The sequence below is a fragment of the Bacillus cereus group sp. RP43 genome (assembly GCF_040459645.1).
Lineage (GTDB): Bacteria > Bacillota > Bacilli > Bacillales > Bacillaceae_G > Bacillus_A > Bacillus_A mycoides_C.
In genome coordinates, this window is sequence record NZ_JARVHQ010000001.1 from 3,905,298 (window position 1) to 3,927,427 (window position 22,130).

Consider the following 22,130-nt stretch of genomic DNA (forward strand, 5'->3'; position numbering starts at 1 on the left):
GTTTAATAGATTTGTACTCCAGTTAAATCACCTCAGTATCTTCCAAACAACAATTGTAACGTTTTATAAGAACTTAGCATCCATAACTATTTTAGAACGAATTAGTAAGAAGTACAAATGTTTTGTTCATAAAATAGTCAAATTTTTGATATTTATTGGATATTAATTAATACATTTACGCGTAACTATTTACCTTCAATATAAAGTGCAACTTTAATCAGTGGGGCTTTTGTCCATCCCCCGCTGATTATTAGCCCACAAATAGCGGGATAAAGAGCATATTCCAAAAGTTAGAATATGCTCTCCTCATCTTGTGCTTTTAATTTAATAATAACTGTCGTTCCCTTACCTTTTTCACTTTCTATTCTCCACTCACCATCATGTATATGAACAATTTGCCTTACAATTGCAAGGCCTAAACCTGTTCCACCGTGTTGACGACTTCTCGCTTTATCTACTCGGTAAAAGCGTTCCCCAAGATTTTCTAAATGCTCTCTATCAATACCTATTCCTGTATCTTTTATGCTCAATTCACAGTAATCATCGATTTGCTTTAATGTTATTATGATATCCCCGTTTTGATTTGTATAACGTATCGCATTATCTAACACATTATGAAGTACTTGTTGCATACGATCCTCATCAATCATTACGATAATTTCAGGATTTAAATCCGTTGAAATACGAAGTTTTTTTTCTATAAACTGTAACTCGTACGTATCTAGTACATCTTCAATAAGCTGTGAAAAAACGATAGGTTGTTTCTTTAGAGGAAAGTGTTCACCTTCTAGCTGCGCTAAATCTAATAAATCATGAACGAGGCGCTGCATGCGACCTGCTTCTTTATGGATGAGTTGCGTTACTTTTTCCTGCTGCGGCCCCTTCGCTACACCGTCTAAAATAGCTTCACTATATCCTTTAATATAACTAAGCGGTGTTCTAAGTTCATGTGAAACATTAGCTAAAAATTCCTTACGCTTTACATCTTCTGTTTCTAAAGAATTTGCCATTTTATTAAAAGCTTTTCCCAATCGTCCAATTTCATCTTCTGAAGAAATTGTAATCCGCTCTGAGAAATCTCCAGTGGCCAAATGATTTGCAACTCGTTCCATTTGCGAAAGCGGTCTCGTAATAGCAATAATAATTTTTCTACCAATCCATATTGTAATTAAAATCATTGCAAGTGCTAACGGCGCTAAAATAAGACCCATATCAAATATTAAGTCTTTTATACTTTTTAAAGGAATATAAGAGTATACAATACCAACTAATTTTTTATTATCTAAAACAGGGATGACAACGCCCATAATATTACGATCAAAATGTTCTTCATACCCTATCTTTGTCACCGTTTTCCCATCTAATAGCGCCTGTCTATCCCCTTCACTTATAAGAGAATGATGGTGAACATCAAAAGGCAAACATGCGCTTAAATCACGCGGATTGTATACGAAAAGGACATCTGAACTAGATATTTGATCATATGCCCTTACTTTCTCTTCAAAAGTGGATACTCCTTCACGTTTATCATATTGCGTGGCAAGACGTTTCCCTTCCATTACTAATGAATCTTTTAAATTATCAACGTATAACTTTTCATATGAGTATAAAGATACAAAATAAAGAAAGGAAACTGTTACACATACTGCACATACTACTGTAAGCCAAAGCTTTTGTACCATCGTAAACATACGTTACACCTCAAATTTATAACCTACACCCCAAACAGTTTGAATGTAGTTTCCACTTTCTCCTAGCTTTAGACGCATCGTTTTCACATGCGTATCTACCGTTCTTGTACTTCCTGCATAATCATACCCCCACACCTTTTCAAGCAATTGTTCCCGGCTAAATACTTGTCCATTATGTTGGCAAAGAAAATATAGTAAATCGAACTCTTTTACCGTAAGAGGAATCGTCTCACCATTCGTCTCGATCCTCCTGCTTTTTTCATTAATAAGAATCGGTCCAAATTGAATCTCTTCTTGCTGTTCTTGCTTTGTATATCGTCTTAAAACAGCTTCCATGCGAGCAATTAGTTCCCCAGGACTAAATGGCTTTACAATATAATCATCTGCTCCCATACGTAAGCCGTTCACCCTATTCCACTCTTCACCTTTTGCTGTTAAAAATATAATAGGTACATCCGACGTTTTTCGAATCTCTTTACAAACTGAAAGCCCATCCATCTCAGGCATCATAATATCTAGTACAACGAAATCATAATGATCCGTCTCTAATTTTCGAAGTGCCTCTTTTCCATTTTCAGCTTCTCCCCACTCGTATCCGAAGTTATCTAAGTACATTCCAACAAGTTGCCTCATATCACTTTCGTCATCTACGACTAGCACGTTATATTTACTCATTGTCCTTCTCCTTCTCTCTCTATGAGTTGAAACGGTCCTTTTCCGACTTTAATTGTTTGTTTTATTTTCATATTCTTCATATCCATTACGCATACTTCATCGCTATCATAACTAGCTACGTATCCTTCTGCTCCGCTTTTTAAAAATGCAAATGGGTTCGACCCTACTTCTACAGAAGCCACCTCTTTATACGTGCTAACATCAAATTTTCTAAGCGTATTCGAACCGTGACTTAGCGCATATACATACTTATCATCCTTTGTTATATTCACAGGCATAAACGGAGCATGTAAAGAACGCATCATCTCTCCGCTCTGTAAAGAATACACTAATACTTTCTCATTCACTTGACTTCCATCACCATGTCCACCAATCCATATTTCTTTCCCATCAGCGCTAACCGTCGCTCCTGTCGATGCTGGCGGAATCATAAAGGACTGTATCACTTCTTTTTTCTTTGTATCAATGGTCGTTAGTTTCGTATCATAAAAGTTTAGTACAGATAACTGGTTATGATGCTCTACCATCGTTATCGGCCCTTTTCCTGTTGAAACACTCCCTGTCTCTTTTCCCTTTATCGTAAAGAACCTTACCTTTTGTTCATTTTGATCGGCAGCAAATAATTGTTTTCCATCATCTGATGCGATAACATTAGCAATTCCTTTTCCAGTCTTATATTTGTCCACTCGTCTACCTTCTGCTAGTGAATATACATACATATATTCTAATTGCTTACCATAAACGAGTATTTCCTCGCCATTTGGAAGTAGCGTAACCCCCGCAATCGGCTCATTTAATTCCCATGTTGTTAATAGCTTCTTTGTTTTTTTATTAATAAAACTAATACTACCTTCCTTTATATTCGTTGTTATAATAACACTTTTATCTTTAGTAATCGGTGTATACGAACTTCCTTGACACCCTACTAATAGAAATAAAAAGCAGAGAAGAAAAACATACTTTCTCAAAAGATTCCCTCCATCTTCGGATGATTTCGTTATAATTGTAAAGTAACAAATAAATGTGTGGAAAATGTGAAATCTTCCTTTATTAACAAACTTACATATATAATGTACAACAAATAGAATTTGAGGTGTGCAAATTATGCTTTTTCCTGATTTAGCGAATAAAATTGTACGTGAAGTACGCAGATTAATTACTGAAAACATTATTATTATTAATATACACGGCGTTATTATCGCAAGTACAGATGCGGAAAGAATCGGTCAATTTCATGAAGGTGCACTCCGCTGTGCGAAACAAAAGAAAACTGTCATTATTACAAAAGATGATGAACGACGACTGCAAGGTGTAAAAGCTGGGATGAATCTTCCTTTACTATTCCATGACGAAGTAATCGGCGTGATTGGAATTACAGGAGAACCTGAAAATATTTCACAATACGGAGAAATATTACGTAAGATGACCGAATTATTAATTCATGAAAACTACTTTTTAGAACAACTAGAACTTGAACACCGTTCTTATGAAGCATTTGTCTTTGATTGGCTTCAAAATACAGACTGGTCTCCAAGTTTTCTCGATCGTGCAAAAACGCTTGGTATTGATTTATATAAGAAGAAACAACTTATTTTATTATCCATCGCCCAAGATAATACGATGCTCCAGCGTAAAATTTGGCAACATATGCGCAACATTTTAGCAAAAGAAAATTTATTTGTTCGTTGGGGAAATGATCGGTTTATTTTGTTTACAACAATCCAATCCAAAGAGCAAACCTTTCAATTTTTAAAACGGTTAAAACAAGACTGTGAAACTTTATTTTCTATTACTTTATATATCGGGATTGGACAAATAGTTACGCCAAGCAATATGAACTTATCGTACGAACAAGCATTACGCGCCCTTTCAGTATCACTTGAAACGAAAAAAATTGTATTTAATGAAGATTTACGTTTAGAAATGTGCTTACAAGATATTTCTACCGAAACTCGGGAACAGTTTCTAGAGCGCACCATTGAAAACTTAGTATCATCTCCTGAGCTTATGCACACTTTACGTTTATTTATCGATTATAACCAATCTTATAAGCAGACAGCTGAGCAATTACATATTCACATTAATACATTGCATTATAGGCTAAAAAAGATTGAAGAACATACAGGAATTGACCCGAAACAATTCAAAGATTTAAACATTTTATACTTCGCACTCCTCTTATTAGATAATCATACAAAAAAATAACGATAAAACAGATTAATCTTTAGATGATTATACATAGAAAGAATCCTCTGACTTTTTTATCATTATAATGAAAGCACTGTTACAACGTTTTTTATTATGACGAAATACGTTAACAGTTTGAGGGGGATTTCCAATGTTAGAAAAGCAAATTATTGATTCATTCGTATCTATTGTTGGCGAAGATAATATAGATACATCCAATATGGGGCGTTTAACTTATAGTTATGATGCCACTCCAAACTTCCAAGCGATGCCTGATGCAGTCATTGCTCCTCGTAATACAAATGAAATAGCAAACGTGTTAAAAGTGTGTAACACTCATAAAATTCCTGTATATGTTCGCGGGTCTGGAACAAATCTTTGTGCTGGAACGTGTCCACTTGAAGGTGGTATCGTCCTTATTTTCCGCCATATGAACAATATTTTAGAAATTGACGAAGAGAATTTAACAATTACTGTACAAGCTGGTGTTATTACACTTGATATTATTAAAGCAGTAGAAGAAAAAGGTTTATTTTATCCACCAGATCCAAGCTCTATGAAAATTTCTACAATCGGCGGTAACATTAATGAAAACTCCGGCGGATTACGTGGTTTAAAATATGGCGTAACACGTGATTATGTAATGGGGCTTGAAATTGTCTTACCGAACGGCGACATCATTCGCACTGGCGGTAAATTAGCAAAAGATGTAGCTGGTTATGATTTAACTCGTTTATTTATTGGTTCTGAAGGAACACTTGGTGTTGTTACGGAAGCTATATTAAAACTTGTCCCTATGCCTGAAACGAAGAAAACGATGCTTGCGCTATATGAAGATATTAACGAAGCTGCTCGAGCTGTTTCTGCTATTATTACAAATAAAATTATTCCGGCGACACTTGAGTTTTTAGATCAACCAACAATTGAAGTTGTAGAAGAGTTTGCACAAATCGGTTTACCAACTGACGTCAAAGCGATTTTATTAATTGAACAAGATGGCCCGCCTGAGGTTGTCAATCGAGATATCGAAAAAATGGCTAACGTTTGCCGTGCTATGAATGCGGTCGATGTTCGCGTTGCAAAAGATGAAGCCGAAGCAGATGCGCTTCGTACAGCACGCCGTAGTGCACTATCAGCACTTGCAAGACTAAAACCGACAACAATATTAGAAGATGCAACTGTACCACGTTCACAAATCGCTCCAATGGTTGAAGCAATTAATGCAATTGCAAAGAAATATAATATTCCTATTTGTACTTTTGGGCATGCTGGTGATGGCAATTTGCACCCAACTTGTATGACAGATGCCCGTAATGAAGAAGAAATGCATCGTGCTGAACAAGCTTTTGCTGAAATATTTGCGAAAGCGATTGAGCTTGGTGGTACGATTACTGGTGAACATGGTGTCGGCGCGATGAAAGCTCCGTATTTAGAAATGAAATTAGGTAAAGAAGGTATTGCTGCTATGCAAGGGATTAAACAAGCCTTCGATCCAAACAACATTATGAATCCTGGAAAGATGTTCGCGAAAGACTCTCGTAAAAGAGTGGTGGTTGAGCGATGACCACATTAAATAAAGAAAACATTCAAAAGGAATTTAAAGAACGATTAAGTGAAGATGAACTATTAAATTGTATGCGATGCGGTTTTTGTTTACCGACTTGCCCTACTTACATTCAATCTGGGTATAAAGAATCACATTCACCACGAGGACGTATCGCCTTAATGAAAGCCGTCGTTGATGGTTTAATTGAGCCGGATGAAGATGTTGAAGATACATTAAATGTTTGCCTTGGCTGCCGTGCTTGTGAACCTGTTTGTCCGTCTGGTGTGAATTATGGACATTTATTAGAAGAAGCTCGTGATATTATTAATCAAAATAAAAAATTCTCAGTGCCCGTGAGAGCTGTTCGTAAAGTGGTTTTTCAAGGACTATTCCCGCATCAAAACCGAATGAGAACATTAACAGGGCTAATCGGATTTTACCAGCGTTCTGGTTTACAAACACTAACACATAAAACTGGTATTATGAAGTTATTCCCTGAAACACTTGCAACGATGGATCTTGTTTTGCCAAAAGTCCCTAAAATGAAAGCAATGAAAGATCGTCCTGAATTTTTACCTGCTGAGGCGGTAAAGAAGAAACAAGTTGCATTCTTCACAGGTTGTTTAATGGATACGATGTTTTTAGAAACAAATAACGCAACGATGAAACTTCTTCAGTTAGCTGGTTGTGATATCATTATTCCGAAAACACAAAGTTGCTGCGGGGCATTACATGGGCATGCTGGTGAAAAGAGTGGAGCGAAAGAATTAGCAAAACGAAATATAAAAGCATTCGAAGATTTAAACATCGACTATATTATTACGAATGCAGGTGGTTGCGGAGCTTATCTCGTAGATTATGATTATTTATTAAAAGATGATCCTAAGTGGGCAAAGCGAGCAAAGCAGTTTGTTTCTAAAATTAAAGATATTACTGCTATACTAGTAGAATTAGATTTCCATAAACGTACTGACTTACGACTCACGCCGCAAATTATTACGTATCAAGATTCTTGTCATTTACGTAATGTTATGCGAACATCTTCTGAACCTCGTATGTTACTAGAGGCCATCCAAGGCGCAACATATTGCGAAATGAAAGATGCGGACCGTTGCTGTGGTTCTGCTGGTATTTATAATATTGTCCATTCGGAGTTATCAATGGAATTTCTAGATTATAAAATGGAACGTGTGCATGAAACAGATGCGACGACAATTGTTACTGCAAATCCTGGATGTCTATTACAAATGAAACTAGGTATTGAACGTGAAAGTCTTTCTCATAAAATGAGAGGAATTCACATCGTTGATCTATTATTAGAAGCAATTGAAACCAACTCGTAATAACTCGTAACATACGTAATAATAAGAAAACGGCTATCTCCTTCGTCTATGTAAAGAGATAGCCGCTTTTTTGTCCGCTACAACATTAAAACTATGTTACTTTATTATAAAAAAGAACAACAGAAACATTACAGTTTTGTAAAAATCAATCCATTATATTCCTCAAAAAAATGCTCAAACCATTGATACAATAGGATTCTTCATTTTCAATTTAGGTAACTTTATCCAAAATACCCCTCTTAAAACCAAGCATAAAAATGCTAAAAATTCCTTTTATACTCTACGTTTCTCTTATTTCTTCCCTTTTCTCCTCTTAGGATAAATTAGGTAATTTTTAAATCTATGAATTTTTTTCCATCTTATTTCTCGCAAATTGTATGCTACGATGGATTTGTCAGTCAGACAGGCTGTCAAAAACAAATCGTGTGAAAACAAATTAAAACTTTATATAGGGGGACACACATCATGAAAAAGCGTGTTTTATTATCTGTAGCTGCTGCAACAGCTCTTACTTTAGGAGTATCATCTTTAGATGCACAAGCTGCAACAGTACAACCATCTAACGTAAAGGTTCAAAATATTCAGCATTCAAAAGTAATGATGAAACAAATGAGCCAACAAGAATTACAAGCATTCTTACAATCTATGGGAGTTGAGTCATTAGCACAATGGAATCAAGGTCAGTTCCAACAAGATTGCTTCATTCCTGGTCAACAGCCTACTGAAAATGTTGTAACTGAACAACCAACAGCTAAGCCAGAAGCTCAAAAGCCTGCTGAGGAAACTCAAAAACCAGCTGAACAAAAGCCTGCTGAAGAAGTTGCTAAACCAGAAGCTCAAAAACCAGCTGAAAACAACAATACTCAAAACGAAACACAAAAACCTGCTGAGCAAAAGCCTGCTGAAGAAGCAAAATCTTTAAGCGAATTCGAACAACGCGTTGTTGAATTAACAAACGCAGAGCGTACAAAACAAGGCTTATCAGCATTACAAATCGATACTGAATTAAGTAAAGTAGCACGCATTAAGTCTGAAGATATGCAAAAAAACAACTACTTTGATCATAACAGCCCTACATACGGGTCTCCGTTTGACATGATGAAGAAATTTGGTATTTCTTATAAATCTGCAGGTGAAAACATCGCTCAAGGACAACGTACTCCAGAAGAAGTTGTACAAGCTTGGATGAACAGTGCTGGACACCGTGCCAACATCTTAAATAGTGGCTTCACTCATATCGGTGTTGGCTATGTAGAAAGCGGCAACTACTGGACACAACAATTTATTACGAAGTAAATAGAAAAAAGAGTCTTCTCCTAGAAGACTCTTTTTTTATGTTTCATAGCTTTCTAATATGTATGCGTATAAAATGTAGAACATAAACAAAATAGACCCGCAGCTTATTACACTAATTAACAAGTAAAATCCCCACTTCAGGCTCAAAAGCAACGAAAATAATATGCTGCATGCCATCACTTGAAAGATTCGCCTACTAACTAAACGGATTTTTTGTAATTTAATCGGTTCTTTCTCTCGATCCTTCACCTTTTTAAACACTTTACTAAACATAAAAAGAAACATACTAATTCCAATCGTTAGTCCTGTCTGAAAGGATATAATACTTCCCAAATTAATAAAGAGAATTAGTACATGGACAAACATCATAAATAAAGTAATACTCTTTATAAATCCACTTATAATGAAATGCTCTCCTTCATTAAACTTATATATATTATGTGAAATAACATATACTAATCCATGTAAAATAATAATAAGGACAGGGATAAATAATACGACACCTTGTTTACTCATAAACTCGTTCGCTCCACCATTCTCGTTCCAATGTACTGCCATACGAGTTGGTAAATATGGATAAATACATAGAGTAAGTAAAAGACAAGCGAAAAATATCCCTAGCATATATTTATATTTGACCAAGTAATTCTCACCTCTCTTTTCTCTTAACGGCTTCGCCTCTTTTAGAGAAATCCCTGCAAAAATCTATCTTTTTCAACTTTAAACTTACACTTTATCTATTTTCTCTTTCAAATTTTTTCATTGTATCGTTTAAATTTGTAGGAAAAGGTACGTCAACCACGATCTCTTCTTTCGTAATCGGATGCAAAAAATTAATCTTCATCGCATGTAACGCTTGCCCGGACATATATGTTGTTTGCCCACCATATAATACATCTCCAACTAATGGATTTCCATTATAGCTCATATGAACGCGAATTTGATGCGTTCTACCGGTTTCTAACTGTAACGTTACGAGCGTCGCATTTTGTTTTTTAAAATATTTCTCTACTTTATAATACGTTATAGCTTGGTCTCCCTTTGGAGAAACACGGCGCCTTGTAGCATGATGTCGATCTCTTCCAATAGCTGCATCAATTGTCCCCTGCTTCTTTTTTACTTTTCCTTCAACAAGTGCCATATACGTTCTTTTAATTTTCCGTTCCATTAATAAACGATCCATAATTGCACCCGCAATTCTATGTTTTGCGAATACAACACCACCTGTCGTATCTTTATCTAACCTATGGATATGCCGAACCTTCGTCTCTAAACCTTGCATTTGAAAATGAAAAGCAACAAGATTGGCAAGTGTTCCCGTCCCATTTTTTTCAGAAGGATGTGTATCCATTTGCCCCTGCTTATTTACAATGAGTACGTGATCGTCTTCAAACACTACATTTAATTCACCATATTCCGGCTCTACGCCGTACTCCTCCTCCATAAACATATGAACTTGTAACTTATCTCCTTCTTTTAAAAGTTCATTCCATCTCCTCTGTTCTCCGTTAACGGTAACACCTTTTTCCATACGAAGCTGATGTAATAACTTTTTTGGTACTTCCCATTCTACTTTTAACAACGACTCAATACTTATACCATTCCACGTCGCTGGAACCGTAATTTCGCACCATTCGCCCTTTTTCTTTGTTTCCATACTATAATCACCTTATTCCTATTGATTCTCTCATTGTAACGGAAAACATACTTTGATGCACCGTCAAAAATAGAGGACAGCCTTATAATCGACTGTCCCCCTCACGCTCTAAGCCTTTTCATTTCCTGCAACACTTCTTCAGCTTTTTGTTCATACAATAAATCTTTAAAGAAATCCGCCAATCGTTTATAGTCGTTGTACGTATCTAATAAGTCGTCTATTTTCTCTCCTTTCATAACTTGCTGCTTTTGCTTCATTTTTACTGGATAGCGATACCCCGATACTTCTTGTATTTTGTAATACTCATCCTCTACTTGAATGACTTTTACAAGTTCCTCTTCTTCCGCATCCATCGTATACCCGTCAAAATCTCTAAGCAGTTCATAAATAATATGAGTCCATTCATCTTTTGGGTAAAACCCTTTTTCCAACCGATAACCGACAATGCGATACATATGCCCATCGTTTTCAGCAAACTGTACTGTATCATTTAGCTTAAACTTAAAATAACGAAACATTGCCTTCACCTACTTGTATGTAATGTTCTTATCACATACTATGCGCAAAATATGGGCCCTGCTATTCATAAAAAATACTCATCTTATAGATGAGTATTTTTTATGATGATTTTTCTCTTTTCTTTCGAAATGGTAGCCACCAGTTCCAATCCCCAAACAATTTCATTAAACTTGGTACGAGCATAAGACGGATAATTGTTGCATCAAGAAATATTGCTAATGCAACCCCAAGCCCCATCTGCTTTACTGGTAAAATATCAGTAAAGGCGAATGCACCGGTAACAACAATCATAATTAAAGCGGCGGACGTAATAATTCTACTTGTCGAAACAAGCCCTTCTAACGTTGCTTGATCGTTATCCCCTGTTTCTTCATAGAGCTCATGAATACGTGAAATAAGAAATACTTCATAATCCATGCTAAGCCCAAATACGAGGCCGAAAATAAAGATTGGTAATACAAATAAAACTGAACTCTCTTCTAATCCGAAATGACCACCTTCAAATAACCAAATAACAATTCCAATTGTTGCACTTAAACTAAGTACGTTCATAATAATAGCTTTAATTGGAATGAGTATAGAGCGGAATGCGAATAATAAAATGACAAAGGTTGATCCAAATATAACAGACATACCAATTGCAACTTTATCTTTAATTTCATCTTCTAACTCTTGCTGGAACGTCGTCATACCGCCCAAATAATAAGTAACATCATTTTCTTTATAATTCTTTTTGAAATCACGAACCCATTGTTTTGCGGTTTCTGTACTTGGCTTCGTATCCAAAAAGACTTCCATTGTTGTTTTATTCCCTTTCGTATACGCTTCAAATACAGGAGCTATTTTCGCAGCTTCTGGCGACTGTAACATTCCAGCAACTTGATCTGCTTTCATTCCATTTAGCCCGTCATATACACTTTTCACCTTATATACTTGCTTATCGTCTTTTAATTTTTGAACAACAGCTTCTATCTTTTGTAAACTTTCTTTTTCTGTTATATCTTTCTTCGTCTCTACTACTAATGTAACATCAGCGTGTGTTTGGACAGTTTTATTAAAGGCTTCTTCATACTTCTCAAATGCAACTCTCGTATCACTCTTTTCAGGTAACGCTTCAACACCAGGAAACTGCAAGTTAGCTGTACGTAGCGGTAATAAACAAATAACAATAAATGTTGTAACAACAATAATCATGACGATTGGATGTTTCATTACAAACTGTGCAAATTTACGCCATACATTTGATGGCGTAGGCGCCGCCTGATTCTTTTTTAATATCCTTTTACCAATTAAAGATAATAGCGCCGGAAGAAGTGTTAGCGAAAACAAAATGCTCATAATAACGACAATCATCCCGCTAATAGCAACAGACTGAATATAATCTATCTTAAAGAAAAATAAGCCTGATAAACCGACGAATACACATAACCCTGAAAATACGATAGCACGCCCTGCCGTTTGATAAGTAATCGCTATCGCTTCTTTCACTGTTCTCTTCGCAACTTCCTCTCGAAAACGATTTACAAATAACAGTGCGAAATCAATTGATAATGCGAGCCCAATCATCGGCGCAACATTTAACACGAAAATAGATAGCTCTTTATCACTACCTATAAAATATAAAATCCCCATCGTACTAATGACACTAAGCGCGCCATTTACAATCGGTAAAATAGACGCAATCAGACTACCAAATGAGAATAATAGTACAAGAAAAGCAATAGGTAATCCAATCATCTCTGCTACTTTTAAATCATTTTGCGTTCTTTCATTAATCTCTTGATTAATTTTCGGATATCCTGTCGGTGTTACTTTTAATACGCTATTACTTTCCTTCTCGATTTTGCCGGCAAATTGTAATGTCTTTTCCATCCGTTCTTTATTTGTTTTCCCGGAAAATAAAATCGTCGCATAACCGATATCATCTTGTAACATCTCTTTATTTTGCATTGGATGATGGAAAGATTCGTATGTTTCCTTCTCTTCAATTTGATTTATTATCCCCTCTATACGCTTTTGGAAATCCTCATGCGAAGTATCCTTTTCCTTCTCAAAAACGAGTAAAAGTGTATCTTGAGACTGCTTAAAATCTTTATCTAAAATTTCTTTCGTCTTTTGATAATCCCCTTCTGTTTGGAAACCATCACCGCCCAATACTCCTGGAAGTTTTGGAGCAAAAATTCCGAGCACTATCGCAAGTAGTAGTAATACTACAATTACTGTATAACGAAATTGATACAAAAAAGTTCCTAACTTCCCCCACTTATCAATTTTATGTACATTTGTCTTCACACATTTTCACCTACTTTATATAATTCACTTGTCATTTATACTGTATCACATCTCCCCATAAACAAAAAACGTCTAGGAAAACTATCATACTAGTTTTTCTAGACGTTTTTCTATCTCTCGTTATTAAGTCCCAATCTCTCGGTAAGTAAACGATGACAATAAATTGCTATGATTAACAAAATGCCACCTGCACAGTAACCAGCTAAAATATCAGTCGGGTAATGAACATTTAAAATAACTCTACTTAATCCAATCAATATAATTAATATGCCCATCGCAATCGTAATACTACATTTTCCAGCTATACTTTTCAAATTCGCAGCAATGATATAGGCAAGAAAACCAAATGTTATGATAGATAGCATTGCATGTCCACTTGGGAAGCTATACCCCAGTGCGTCAAGTGCCTCATTTAATGATGGGCGGTCTCTTTTTGCAATTTCTTTTATTCCCTTATTAACAAGGTGTGTCGTTAATATAGCCATTGGGTACACAATCATAGCAGCATAATAACGCTTTTGCCAAAAAACGAGCAAACTTATAATTAGTGTCGTTATAACTCCAATTGCAGATCCTAGCTTTGTAAAGTAGGAGAAGAATGTAAGAGAGCTTTCTGTTTGTAATCCTTTTACCATATCACGTACGTATGTATCCATCATTGTAACACCACCTACATGTACCCTCCAAGCGATGATGCTAAATAGAACAAACAACAAAATGATACACATTAATTCATACTGATGTAACTTTTTCTTCAATCGATTTCCTCCTACTATGAAAAAATGCGATTTCTACTTTAGAAACCGCATTTTCTTACTTATTTACCTTTTGTTTTCAGCTCTGTCCAGTAGCGATCGTAGTCTTTTAACTTATCGTCTACATCAACAAGCCACTCTGTACGATCTAATTCTTCTTTTGTTAAGAAGATCATGTGATTATCACGATATTCTTTACTATGAAGAGGATGAGCTTTTTCATTTGGATTACTGTAACCAATTGACTCGTAGTTTTTCACACTTACTTTTTCATCTAATAAGTAGTTCATAAACTTCTCTGCAAGTTCTTTATTTTTCGCACCTTTTGGAATTGCTAACGTATCAGCCCAAATTGTGCCGCCTTCTTTTGGTACAACGTATCCTACATCTTTATTGTCTTTCGCAATAAATGCTGCGTCTCCAGACCAAACTGTCCCGATCCAAGCATCTTCTGTAATGAATTTTTGTTTAATATTATCTGTATCGAATGCTAATAAGTTTGGAAGTAGCTTCTGTAAATCATTTGACGCTGTCTTTAACTGTGCATCCTCTTTCGTGCTATTAGAGAAACCGTTTTTCTTAAGTCCCATTCCTAATACTTCACGAGAATCGTTTAATAAAGTAACATGCCCTTTATATTTATCGTTCCATAAATCATTCCAGCTTGTAGGTGTTTCTTTCACATACTTTTTATTGTATGCAATTCCTGTTACACCCCAAGTATATACTAGAGAATACTTATTCTCTGGATCAAACGCAGGTGTTTTAAAGTTAGAAACAAGGTTCTCGATGTTCGGGATATTCTTCTTATCTAAAGGCGCTAATAAGTCCATCTTCGCCATCGTTTTCACCATGTAATCAGATGGCTGAATTAAATCATATGTCGCGCCACCAGCTTGTAATTTCGCAAGCATTTCTTCATTACTTGCATATTTATCATAGTTAATTTTCACGTTATATTTCTTTTCAAAATCTTTTAAAACTTGCTCATCAAAATTGTCAGCCCAGCTATAAATGTTTAATTCTTCTTTTTTCTCACCACAACCAGCAAGTACACCTGCAGCAAGACTGAAGCTAATTGCTATACCAGCTAATCTCTTCACTAATTTCATCGGTTTATTACCTCCTCGTTCTTTCTATATCATTCGTATTATAAAGGAAGGTGTCCTCCAGAGTTCTCTTCACCGTCTGCACCTTTATTACGGAAGATTTCCGATAGCACCATTAATCCTACAATTACAACAATTAATATTGTAGAAAGAGCATTAATTTCAGGCGATACTCCACGCTTAACCATACTATAAATGTATAATGGCAATGTTGTTGATCCTGGTCCTGATACGAAGAAACTAATTACAAAATCATCAATCGATAATGTGAATGTTAATAATGCGGCTGAAATAACTCCTGGTGCAATTGCTGGAAACGTTACATAACGAAACGTTTGCCACGGCGTTGCTCCTAAATCGTTTGCAGCCTCTTCTAAATCACGTCCCATACCAGAAAGACGTGCCGCTAAAATAACAACAACAAATGAAATACTGAATGTAATGTGTGCAATAATAATTGTTGTTTTTCCAAGTTCCATACCTAATTGACTAAATAGGATAAGTAAAGATAATCCCATTAAAATATCAGGAATTAAAATTGGTAAATATACAAGACCGTTAATGGCCCCTTCAAAACGATATTTGTAACGGTGTAATGCAATAGCAAAAATCACACCAAGAACTGTCGTCACAATTGTCGTTATAAGAGCAATCGTAATACTATTTACAAACGCATCAATAACATCTTGTTTTTGAAATAAATCTGTATACCAATGGAGTGTAAAACCCTCCCATTCCGCATTAATGCGAGAATCGTTGAAGGAATATACCATTAAAACCATCATTGGAAAATACAAAAACAATAAGATTAACCAAGAATAAGAAACTAAAAACTTCTTCATTTTTGCCTATTCCCCTCCGTTTCCATCATATTTATATACTTTCGTTGCACGATAATATAAGTAAATTAACAGAACAGAGAATAGAACAACAATCATAGATAACGCGGAACCAAACGGCCAGTCACGTGAACCTAAGAATTGGTTTTGAATTACGTTTCCGATTAATGCTACTTTCGATCCACCCATAACGTCTGATACAACAAACATTCCGATAGAAGAAACGAATACTAAAATAGAACCAGTAGTAATCCCTGACATCGTCATCGGTACTGTTACATTCCAAAATGCCTTTACTGGTGTTGCGCCTAAATCATAAGCTGCCTCTAGCTTACGCTTATCAAGCTGCTCAATTGCTGCATACACTGGTAAAATCATAAATGGTAATAAAGAATATACCATTCCGAGTATTACAGAAGGTGTATTATATAACAGATTTAAAGGTTCACTAATAATACCTAATTTCAATAGCAATGTGTTTACAAGACCTTGTGAACGTAAAATAACAATCCATGCGTATGAACGAACAAGAAAGTTAATCCAGAACGGAATCGTTGCCAATAATAGAAGGATAGAACGATATTTACGATCAACAATTGTAATTGTATAGGCGAATGGATAACCGATTAATAAACATAGTACTGTCGTAATAACCGCTATTTTCACTGTTTCCCATAACGTCCCCATATATAATGGATCAAACACACGCGCTATGTTATCTAATGTAAATTTCATTTCCACTGTCCCGTATGCTCCGCGCTGCATGAAGGCAAATGCTAATACGAACAGAAGTGGAATTAGGAAGAAGAGTAACAGCCATACGACTGTAGGTAATGCGAGTAATTTCCCTTTCTTCAATTTAAGGTCACCTCGTCCTCTTGCTCCCAGCCTACATATACATTATCTCCAATGCTCCACTGCGTTGCTTCTTCAGCAGTTTGGTATGCCATTAGTAATTCCGCTGTTTTCTCCTCACGTACATATAGCTTTTCCATATTTCCAACAAATTCAATATCTTCAATATGCCCAAGGTGGTATTCTTTTAAAATTGGCTCTTCAACCGAACGAACTTTTACATTTTCAGGGCGAACTGCTACGTAGTTTTCCCCATTTTTCACGATATTATTTTCACCGATGAACGTCGCAACAAACAATGTTTTCGGTTGATTGTAAATTTCTTTAGGCGTGCCGACTTGTTCGATATGCCCTTTATTCATAACGACAATGCGATCACTCATACTCATTGCTTCTTCTTGATCGTGCGTTACATATATGAACGTAATTCCTAAATTACGTTGTAAGTTTTTCAATTCACGTTGCAAATCTTTTCTTAACTTAAAGTCAAGCGCTCCAAGTGGCTCATCTAATAGTAATACACGTGGGTTGTTTACAATTGCTCTTGCAATTGCTACACGCTGCTGCTGTCCACCAGAAAGCTTTGAAGGTTTACGATTACGAAACTCAAGTAACTGCGTTAAACGCATTGCCTCTTCAGCACGTTCTTTCTGCTCTGCTGCTGGTACTTTTTGCATTTTCATACCGAAACAAATATTTTTTTCCACATTCATATGCGGGAATAGTGCATAATGTTGGAATACTAAGTTCATATGACGCTTATATGGCGGCAAATCGTTAATTCTTTCATCATCTAATAAAAGATTCCCTTTAGTTGGTGTTTCAAAACCTGCGATCATACGCAGTAACGTCGTTTTCCCGCAACCACTCGGTCCTAAAATTGTTAAAAATTCCCCTTCTTTAATATCTAAAGAAAGAGGTGGGATAATCACTTGATTTCCAAAATGTTTTTCTACTGCTTCAACTTTAATAATCTTTTTCATTTTCCCGTCCTATCTACCTTAAATTTTAATTTTTATATTCATGAATAAATATTTATGTTCTATAGACTATTTTTTGTTTCGATCCAAACAAAAATGGTTGTTTAGCAGCGTTCTCTTCTATTCTTTATGTAGTATGTTTGATTCATTTTCGCATGATACATATGTCGAACAGAAAAACCCCTTCAGTTGCGAAGGGGTTTTTATCATACGGCTACGCCTACTGATAAACACCATCATCATTTTAACAACTTTCGTATGAATTTTAAAGCACTTTTTGTAGAAGAGTAACGAATTTTCATGTCGAATGCTGTAGATTGGGACAAAATGCTTTTATAATGGGAAAAAGTCCGAAAACTTTGTTCACCATGATAGCTGCCCAACCCACTACTTCCAACGCCTCCAAAAGGTAAATATGGCGTTGCAAGGTGATATACGACATCATTTATACATCCTCCGCCATATGAAATATTACTCGTTACTTTCTCTTGCACTTTTCTATCTTCAGAAAATACATATAGAGCTAATGGCTTTGGATGTTGCTGAATCGTTTCAATTACCTCTTCTATTTTGTCATATTCTATAATTGGTAAAATCGGTCCAAAAATTTCATCTTCCATAACAGCACTTTCCCATGTAACACTCGTTAACACTGTCGGCTCAATTTGCAATGTTTCTTTCTTATAATTCCCGCCAATCACAGGTTTACCATCTTGCAAAAATGTACATAAACGTTCAAAATGACGCTCACTCACAATTCGCACATAATTGTCATTTTGCAAAGCATCTTTTCCATATTGCTCTGCGATTTCATGTCGCAATGCCTCGATTAACTGCTCTTTCACTGAAGAATGAACGTACATATAATCAGGCGCTACACACGTCTGCCCAGCATTCAAAAACTTGCCCCAAACGATTCGTCTTGCGGTTACATCTATTTTTGCATCTTTATGTACAATACATGGACTTTTCCCGCCAAGTTCTAACGTAAGAGGCGTTAATTTTTTCGCTGCTGCTTCCATCACAACTTTTCCAACACCAACACTACCTGTAAAGAAAATATAGTCAAACGGTTCCTTTAAAAGTGCAGTGCTTTCCTCAACACCGCCTTCTACTACCGATACAAGCTCTTCTGGAAATAATTCACCTAACATTCTCGTAAGTACTTTTGAAACGTTTGGCGTTAACTCTGACGGCTTTAAAACGACTGTATTGCCAGCTGCCAATGCTCCTACGAGTGGTGCAATTGCTAATTGAAACGGATAGTTCCACGGTGCAATAATAAGCGTCACACCATACGGTTCTGGCACTACTTTCCCCTTCGATCCAAAATGAGTAAGAGCTGTGCGAACACGCTTTGGTTTACTCCAAGATGAAATATGCTTCATTTGAAAAGAAATCTCTTTTAGTACATATCCAATTTCTGTTGTAAATGATTCGTGAACTGATTTATTCAAATCTAATTTCAACGCTTGAAAAATCTCATCCTCAAAACGCTGAATTCCTTCATAAAGCTTCTTCAAATTATTCTTTCTCATTTCTACACTTCTCGTATGCCCTTTATAAAAATATTCCTTTTGTTTATTTACAATAGAGGAAATACTCATTCACTCACCTTCTCCCACTATGTTTATCCAATTCTTTCATTATTTATATAGACTTCATATGTAACAAATTTCTATTCTTAAAGTTACATTATATATAACTTTTCCCTTTATATAAAATTCATTGCTCACAAAAAACTACCGAAAGAAAATCTCTCGGTAGTTTTACTGTATTAACGGTATAAACGAACAGCACCTGCAGAGTTATCATCAGCTTGTCCTACTACTTCAAACTTCAGACCAAGCTTCGGTAAAATACGTCCTGCATCTGGAATTTGCTCATTAATATACTTTTTAGAGTCATCAAACTTCGGTACTCCTGGTAATCCATCGTATACGAATGTTCCACGCGTTGGAGATACAACTTTCCAAGCTGGCGTTTTGTCGAATGAGAACGCCGAATCAGCAATTTGGAATCGCGTACTGCTTTTAAATGTTGGTTTGCCATTTAAAGTTCCTGCAATTGCTTCTGGATGAGAGTCAACTACACCAAGGAAACCATGTCCTGGATGTATGCCAACCCAGTTATCTGTGTAAGCTGAATCCGCATACCATACAACCATACCAGTGTTATATACTGGACCGCGAGCAAATTTCAATGCGTTATCTGAACCCGCATAGTTTCTCCACTCTACATAGTAGTTATGCTTTTTCTTATCCATTCCGTTAGATGCAACGAAACCGTCCAATTTGAATTGTGGTGTACCTTCTGCATCATCAGAGAATGCAACATTTCCATCTACAGTTAGTGACGCATTATCAAGTGTAAATCCATTTAACGCCAATCCACCGTCTGTAATATATTCAAATACTAGTTTCACTTTCTTACCTTTGAACTGACTTAAATCATATGATTTATCAACCCATTTTCCATTTGTCGTAGCTGCATTTCCACTATTTGCTTTCTCACCAATTCTTTCAATCAACGTTTTTTGTCCATCTTCTGTTACAGCGTGTACTTCAAGGAAATCGTACTCTGCTTCGATTTCATACAATGACTTATAATCGAATTTTGCAGTCGTTGCTTTCGTTAAATCGAATAGTGGCGTTTCCATCGTTGTATGAAGGTCATCACCTTTTGTGCTGTAGTAATACTGTTTACCAAATGCAGGCTGAATTCCTTTTACCTCTTTATCTGGTAAGTTAACACGAATCAGACCTGGACGATCTGACTTCGTAACACTTTGGTCTAAGTATGTTGCTAGACCGATACCTTTATTTAATTTCTCGTAATCTACCTCTACGATATTTGCCCAGTTACCACCTATTGTTTTTTGGAAAAATTCTTTATTTTGTGGTGATAAACTCGTTGGCGTTGTTCCTGCGATTTTACCAGCCCAACTTCCGCCACTCATAATAGACCAAGCTTCAACCGGCTCACCATTACCGCTATATTGTGTATCATACTCATCTGGAAGACCTAAATCATGGCCGTATTCATGTGCAAATACACCAACTGCGCCATCTTCTGGTTCAATTGTGTAGTCGAATGCTGCCATCTTTCCGCCCCAATATGGAACTTTCGCTTGTGTACCTTCGATTGGGAATGGATTTGGTCCAACTGTCCAGCGATGTGACCAAATTGCATCATCACCTAATTTACCGCCGCCAGCTTCTTGTCCAACGCCCGCATGAATAATCATTAAGTGATCAATTAAACCGTCCGGTTGATTTTTATTTCCATCAGCATTTACATCGTATTGATCAAACTGATCAAACTGTGATAAATCAAGTCCGCTATCTACAGCTGCTTTTAATGCATCTTTTACTAGATCACGTGGTCCTTTTGGTCCTTTATTATCATGACCTGTACCAGCATCAGCACCGTAATCAGCTGCTTTACCAGGAACCGTTAACCATTTTGTAACTGTTCCATCCACTGTGTAACTACCACCTGATTGCTCTTCATAATATTGTTTAAACGTTTCAATTTTACTTCCATCATCTAGTGTAAACGGCTCGTTACCGAATAACATTTTTTCATAGTGTTCTTTATTAAAGTCGTTGGAATACATGTAACCAGGCTCTTTATCAATATTGTTATGTTTGAAATCAGCGTACTCTACAAGCAAAACAAGTACTTTATCTTTACGAACTTCACCGTTATATTCTTTTTGTTTAGCAGGTGAAGTTGGCACTTTCCCATTTAAGCCGCCTCTAACTGGACTTGTTCCTGCTGCAGTCCCGTTTGCTGGTTGCTCTGATTTTTCTTTCGTATCTGTTTTTGCATCTTTCACTTTCTTTAAAAAGTCAGATGCTTCTTTCGTAAGTGGGTCCCCATTTGTCTCTTCTTTTCCAGGATTTTCTCCCTTTTTCTTCTCTACATACTTCTCAACAGCTTTCTTTGTTTCTGTCTCTGAAGCAGATGAATCAATTACCCCACGTTTTTTTAGCGCATTTGCTAATCTCTCTTCTGGGATTAAGTGATCATCAACTGGACTTGTGGCTGTCTTGTTCTCCGGCGTTTCAGCATATGTAGGCTGACTTCCAGCACCAAGTGACAAGCCTAGAACAGCTGTCAAAGCAATTGATGATAACACTTTAAACGGTTTCTTTTTCATCCCTTATTTCCTCCCCTAATATAAAATATGTATTACATATTTTATATTATTAAAAATTCAATATATTTTCAATATTTAGTTATATTATGTAATTTTTTTAATATATTTGTAAAAATTTCATAGTTAGTATACGAATATATCACAATTCAACAATGTTTTCAGAAAATATTGAAAATATTTGTCAGAAACTTTATAATCGCCATAGAGGGAATTTAATGGGG

17 protein-coding genes and 1 pseudogene are annotated in these 22,130 nt (G+C 36.1%); 4 read left to right on the forward strand and 14 right to left on the reverse strand.

The features are described from left to right. Positions 1 to 290 precede the first annotated feature (290 nt). Genes QCI75_RS20395 through QCI75_RS20405 form a run of 3 tightly spaced genes read right to left on the reverse strand, consistent with a single transcriptional unit; the run spans position 291 to position 3,334 of the window. On the reverse strand, positions 291 to 1,691 hold the full coding sequence (locus tag QCI75_RS20395; RefSeq protein ID WP_144507077.1) for a sensor histidine kinase: 1,401 nt from the start codon (positions 1,689 to 1,691) through the stop codon (positions 291 to 293). Between the two features lie 3 nt (positions 1,692 to 1,694). Beyond that, positions 1,695 to 2,366: a response regulator transcription factor gene (locus tag QCI75_RS20400; protein ID WP_070141381.1), complete on the reverse strand. Its 672-nt coding sequence runs from the start codon at positions 2,364 to 2,366 to the stop codon at positions 1,695 to 1,697. Beyond that, positions 2,363 to 3,334 (reverse strand): YncE family protein, encoded by a 972-nt coding sequence (locus QCI75_RS20405; RefSeq protein ID WP_144507078.1) that lies wholly within the window; start codon positions 3,332 to 3,334, stop codon positions 2,363 to 2,365. The genes QCI75_RS20400 and QCI75_RS20405 overlap by 4 nt, the downstream gene beginning before the upstream one ends. A gap of 136 nt (positions 3,335 to 3,470) precedes the next feature. On the opposite strand from QCI75_RS20405, the pseudogene QCI75_RS20410 reads away from it, so the two are divergent. The 4 genes and pseudogenes from QCI75_RS20410 (at position 3,471) to QCI75_RS20425 (ending at position 8,738) form a co-directional block, all read left to right on the forward strand. Continuing rightward, positions 3,471 to 4,587 (forward strand): annotated as a pseudogene (locus tag QCI75_RS20410) (CdaR family transcriptional regulator). Positions 4,588 to 4,704: 117 nt separating this feature from the next. Next, positions 4,705 to 6,117 (forward strand): glycolate oxidase subunit GlcD, encoded by a 1,413-nt coding sequence (gene glcD / locus QCI75_RS20415; RefSeq protein WP_353761078.1) that lies wholly within the window; start codon positions 4,705 to 4,707, stop codon positions 6,115 to 6,117. Then, the gene (locus QCI75_RS20420; RefSeq protein ID WP_144507081.1) at positions 6,114 to 7,442 is read left to right on the forward strand and encodes a (Fe-S)-binding protein; all 1,329 of its coding nucleotides are present in this window, start codon (positions 6,114 to 6,116) and stop codon (positions 7,440 to 7,442) included. Before glcD ends, QCI75_RS20420 begins: the two co-directional genes overlap by 4 nt. Before the next feature lie 465 nt (positions 7,443 to 7,907). Beyond that, positions 7,908 to 8,738, forward strand: coding sequence for a CAP domain-containing protein (locus QCI75_RS20425; RefSeq protein ID WP_353761079.1), 831 nt, complete (start codon positions 7,908 to 7,910; stop codon positions 8,736 to 8,738). A 36-nt stretch (positions 8,739 to 8,774) separates the two neighbouring features. On the opposite strand, the gene QCI75_RS20430 is transcribed toward QCI75_RS20425, so the two are convergent. The 11 genes from QCI75_RS20430 to inhA1 form a co-directional block, all read right to left on the reverse strand. Then, positions 8,775 to 9,380: a DUF1648 domain-containing protein gene (locus QCI75_RS20430; protein WP_144507083.1), complete on the reverse strand. Its 606-nt coding sequence runs from the start codon at positions 9,378 to 9,380 to the stop codon at positions 8,775 to 8,777. Between the two features lie 91 nt (positions 9,381 to 9,471). Beyond that, positions 9,472 to 10,395 carry an RluA family pseudouridine synthase gene (locus QCI75_RS20435; protein WP_002126127.1) on the reverse strand — a complete coding sequence of 308 codons (924 nt, stop codon included), beginning with the start codon at positions 10,393 to 10,395 and terminating at the stop codon, positions 9,472 to 9,474. Positions 10,396 to 10,496: 101 nt separating this feature from the next. Next, positions 10,497 to 10,913, reverse strand: a complete 417-nt coding sequence (locus tag QCI75_RS20440; protein ID WP_002126125.1) for a hypothetical protein — start codon at positions 10,911 to 10,913, stop codon at positions 10,497 to 10,499. Positions 10,914 to 11,013: 100 nt separating this feature from the next. Then, complete coding sequence (locus QCI75_RS20445; protein ID WP_144507084.1) at positions 11,014 to 13,206, reverse strand: MMPL family transporter; 2,193 nt, start codon at positions 13,204 to 13,206, stop codon at positions 11,014 to 11,016. Between the two features lie 110 nt (positions 13,207 to 13,316). Then, positions 13,317 to 13,964: a phosphatase PAP2 family protein gene (locus QCI75_RS20450; RefSeq protein ID WP_353761080.1), complete on the reverse strand. Its 648-nt coding sequence runs from the start codon at positions 13,962 to 13,964 to the stop codon at positions 13,317 to 13,319. Between the two features lie 59 nt (positions 13,965 to 14,023). Further along, positions 14,024 to 15,073 (reverse strand): spermidine/putrescine ABC transporter substrate-binding protein PotD, encoded by a 1,050-nt coding sequence (gene potD, locus QCI75_RS20455; protein WP_144507635.1) that lies wholly within the window; start codon positions 15,071 to 15,073, stop codon positions 14,024 to 14,026. A gap of 38 nt (positions 15,074 to 15,111) precedes the next feature. Beyond that, positions 15,112 to 15,912: a spermidine/putrescine ABC transporter permease PotC gene (potC, locus tag QCI75_RS20460; protein ID WP_002149696.1), complete on the reverse strand. Its 801-nt coding sequence runs from the start codon at positions 15,910 to 15,912 to the stop codon at positions 15,112 to 15,114. A gap of 6 nt (positions 15,913 to 15,918) precedes the next feature. Beyond that, positions 15,919 to 16,767, reverse strand: a complete 849-nt coding sequence (potB, locus tag QCI75_RS20465) for a spermidine/putrescine ABC transporter permease PotB (RefSeq protein WP_002126118.1) — start codon at positions 16,765 to 16,767, stop codon at positions 15,919 to 15,921. Further along, entirely contained in the window at positions 16,764 to 17,747 is a 984-nt protein-coding gene (potA, locus tag QCI75_RS20470; RefSeq protein ID WP_144507633.1) for a spermidine/putrescine ABC transporter ATP-binding protein PotA, read from the reverse strand. Before potA ends, potB begins: the two co-directional genes overlap by 4 nt. A gap of 236 nt (positions 17,748 to 17,983) precedes the next feature. Further along, positions 17,984 to 19,351: an aldehyde dehydrogenase gene (locus QCI75_RS20475; RefSeq protein WP_144507631.1), complete on the reverse strand. Its 1,368-nt coding sequence runs from the start codon at positions 19,349 to 19,351 to the stop codon at positions 17,984 to 17,986. A gap of 170 nt (positions 19,352 to 19,521) precedes the next feature. After that, positions 19,522 to 21,909 (reverse strand): M6 family metalloprotease immune inhibitor InhA1, encoded by a 2,388-nt coding sequence (gene inhA1 / locus QCI75_RS20480; protein WP_144507629.1) that lies wholly within the window; start codon positions 21,907 to 21,909, stop codon positions 19,522 to 19,524. Positions 21,910 to 22,130 lie beyond the last annotated feature (221 nt).

Excerpts from the sequence above, each read along its gene's own strand:
- QCI75_RS20395 (WP_144507077.1), bottom strand. The coding sequence starts at position 1,691 with ATGTTTACGATGGTACAAAAGCTTTGGCTTACAGTAGTATGTGCAGTA.
- QCI75_RS20400 (WP_070141381.1), bottom strand. The coding sequence starts at position 2,366 with ATGAGTAAATATAACGTGCTAGTCGTAGATGACGAAAGTGATATGAGG.
- glcD (WP_353761078.1), top strand. The coding sequence starts at position 4,705 with ATGTTAGAAAAGCAAATTATTGATTCATTCGTATCTATTGTTGGCGAA.
- QCI75_RS20420 (WP_144507081.1), top strand. The coding sequence starts at position 6,114 with ATGACCACATTAAATAAAGAAAACATTCAAAAGGAATTTAAAGAACGA.
- QCI75_RS20425 (WP_353761079.1), top strand. The coding sequence starts at position 7,908 with ATGAAAAAGCGTGTTTTATTATCTGTAGCTGCTGCAACAGCTCTTACT.
- QCI75_RS20435 (WP_002126127.1), bottom strand. The coding sequence starts at position 10,395 with ATGGAAACAAAGAAAAAGGGCGAATGGTGCGAAATTACGGTTCCAGCG.
- QCI75_RS20440 (WP_002126125.1), bottom strand. The coding sequence starts at position 10,913 with ATGTTTCGTTATTTTAAGTTTAAGCTAAATGATACAGTACAGTTTGCT.
- potD (WP_144507635.1), bottom strand. The coding sequence starts at position 15,073 with ATGAAATTAGTGAAGAGATTAGCTGGTATAGCAATTAGCTTCAGTCTT.
- potC (WP_002149696.1), bottom strand. The coding sequence starts at position 15,912 with ATGAAGAAGTTTTTAGTTTCTTATTCTTGGTTAATCTTATTGTTTTTG.
- potA (WP_144507633.1), bottom strand. The coding sequence starts at position 17,747 with ATGAAAAAGATTATTAAAGTTGAAGCAGTAGAAAAACATTTTGGAAAT.
- QCI75_RS20475 (WP_144507631.1), bottom strand. The coding sequence starts at position 19,351 with ATGAGTATTTCCTCTATTGTAAATAAACAAAAGGAATATTTTTATAAA.
- inhA1 (WP_144507629.1), bottom strand. The coding sequence starts at position 21,909 with ATGAAAAAGAAACCGTTTAAAGTGTTATCATCAATTGCTTTGACAGCT.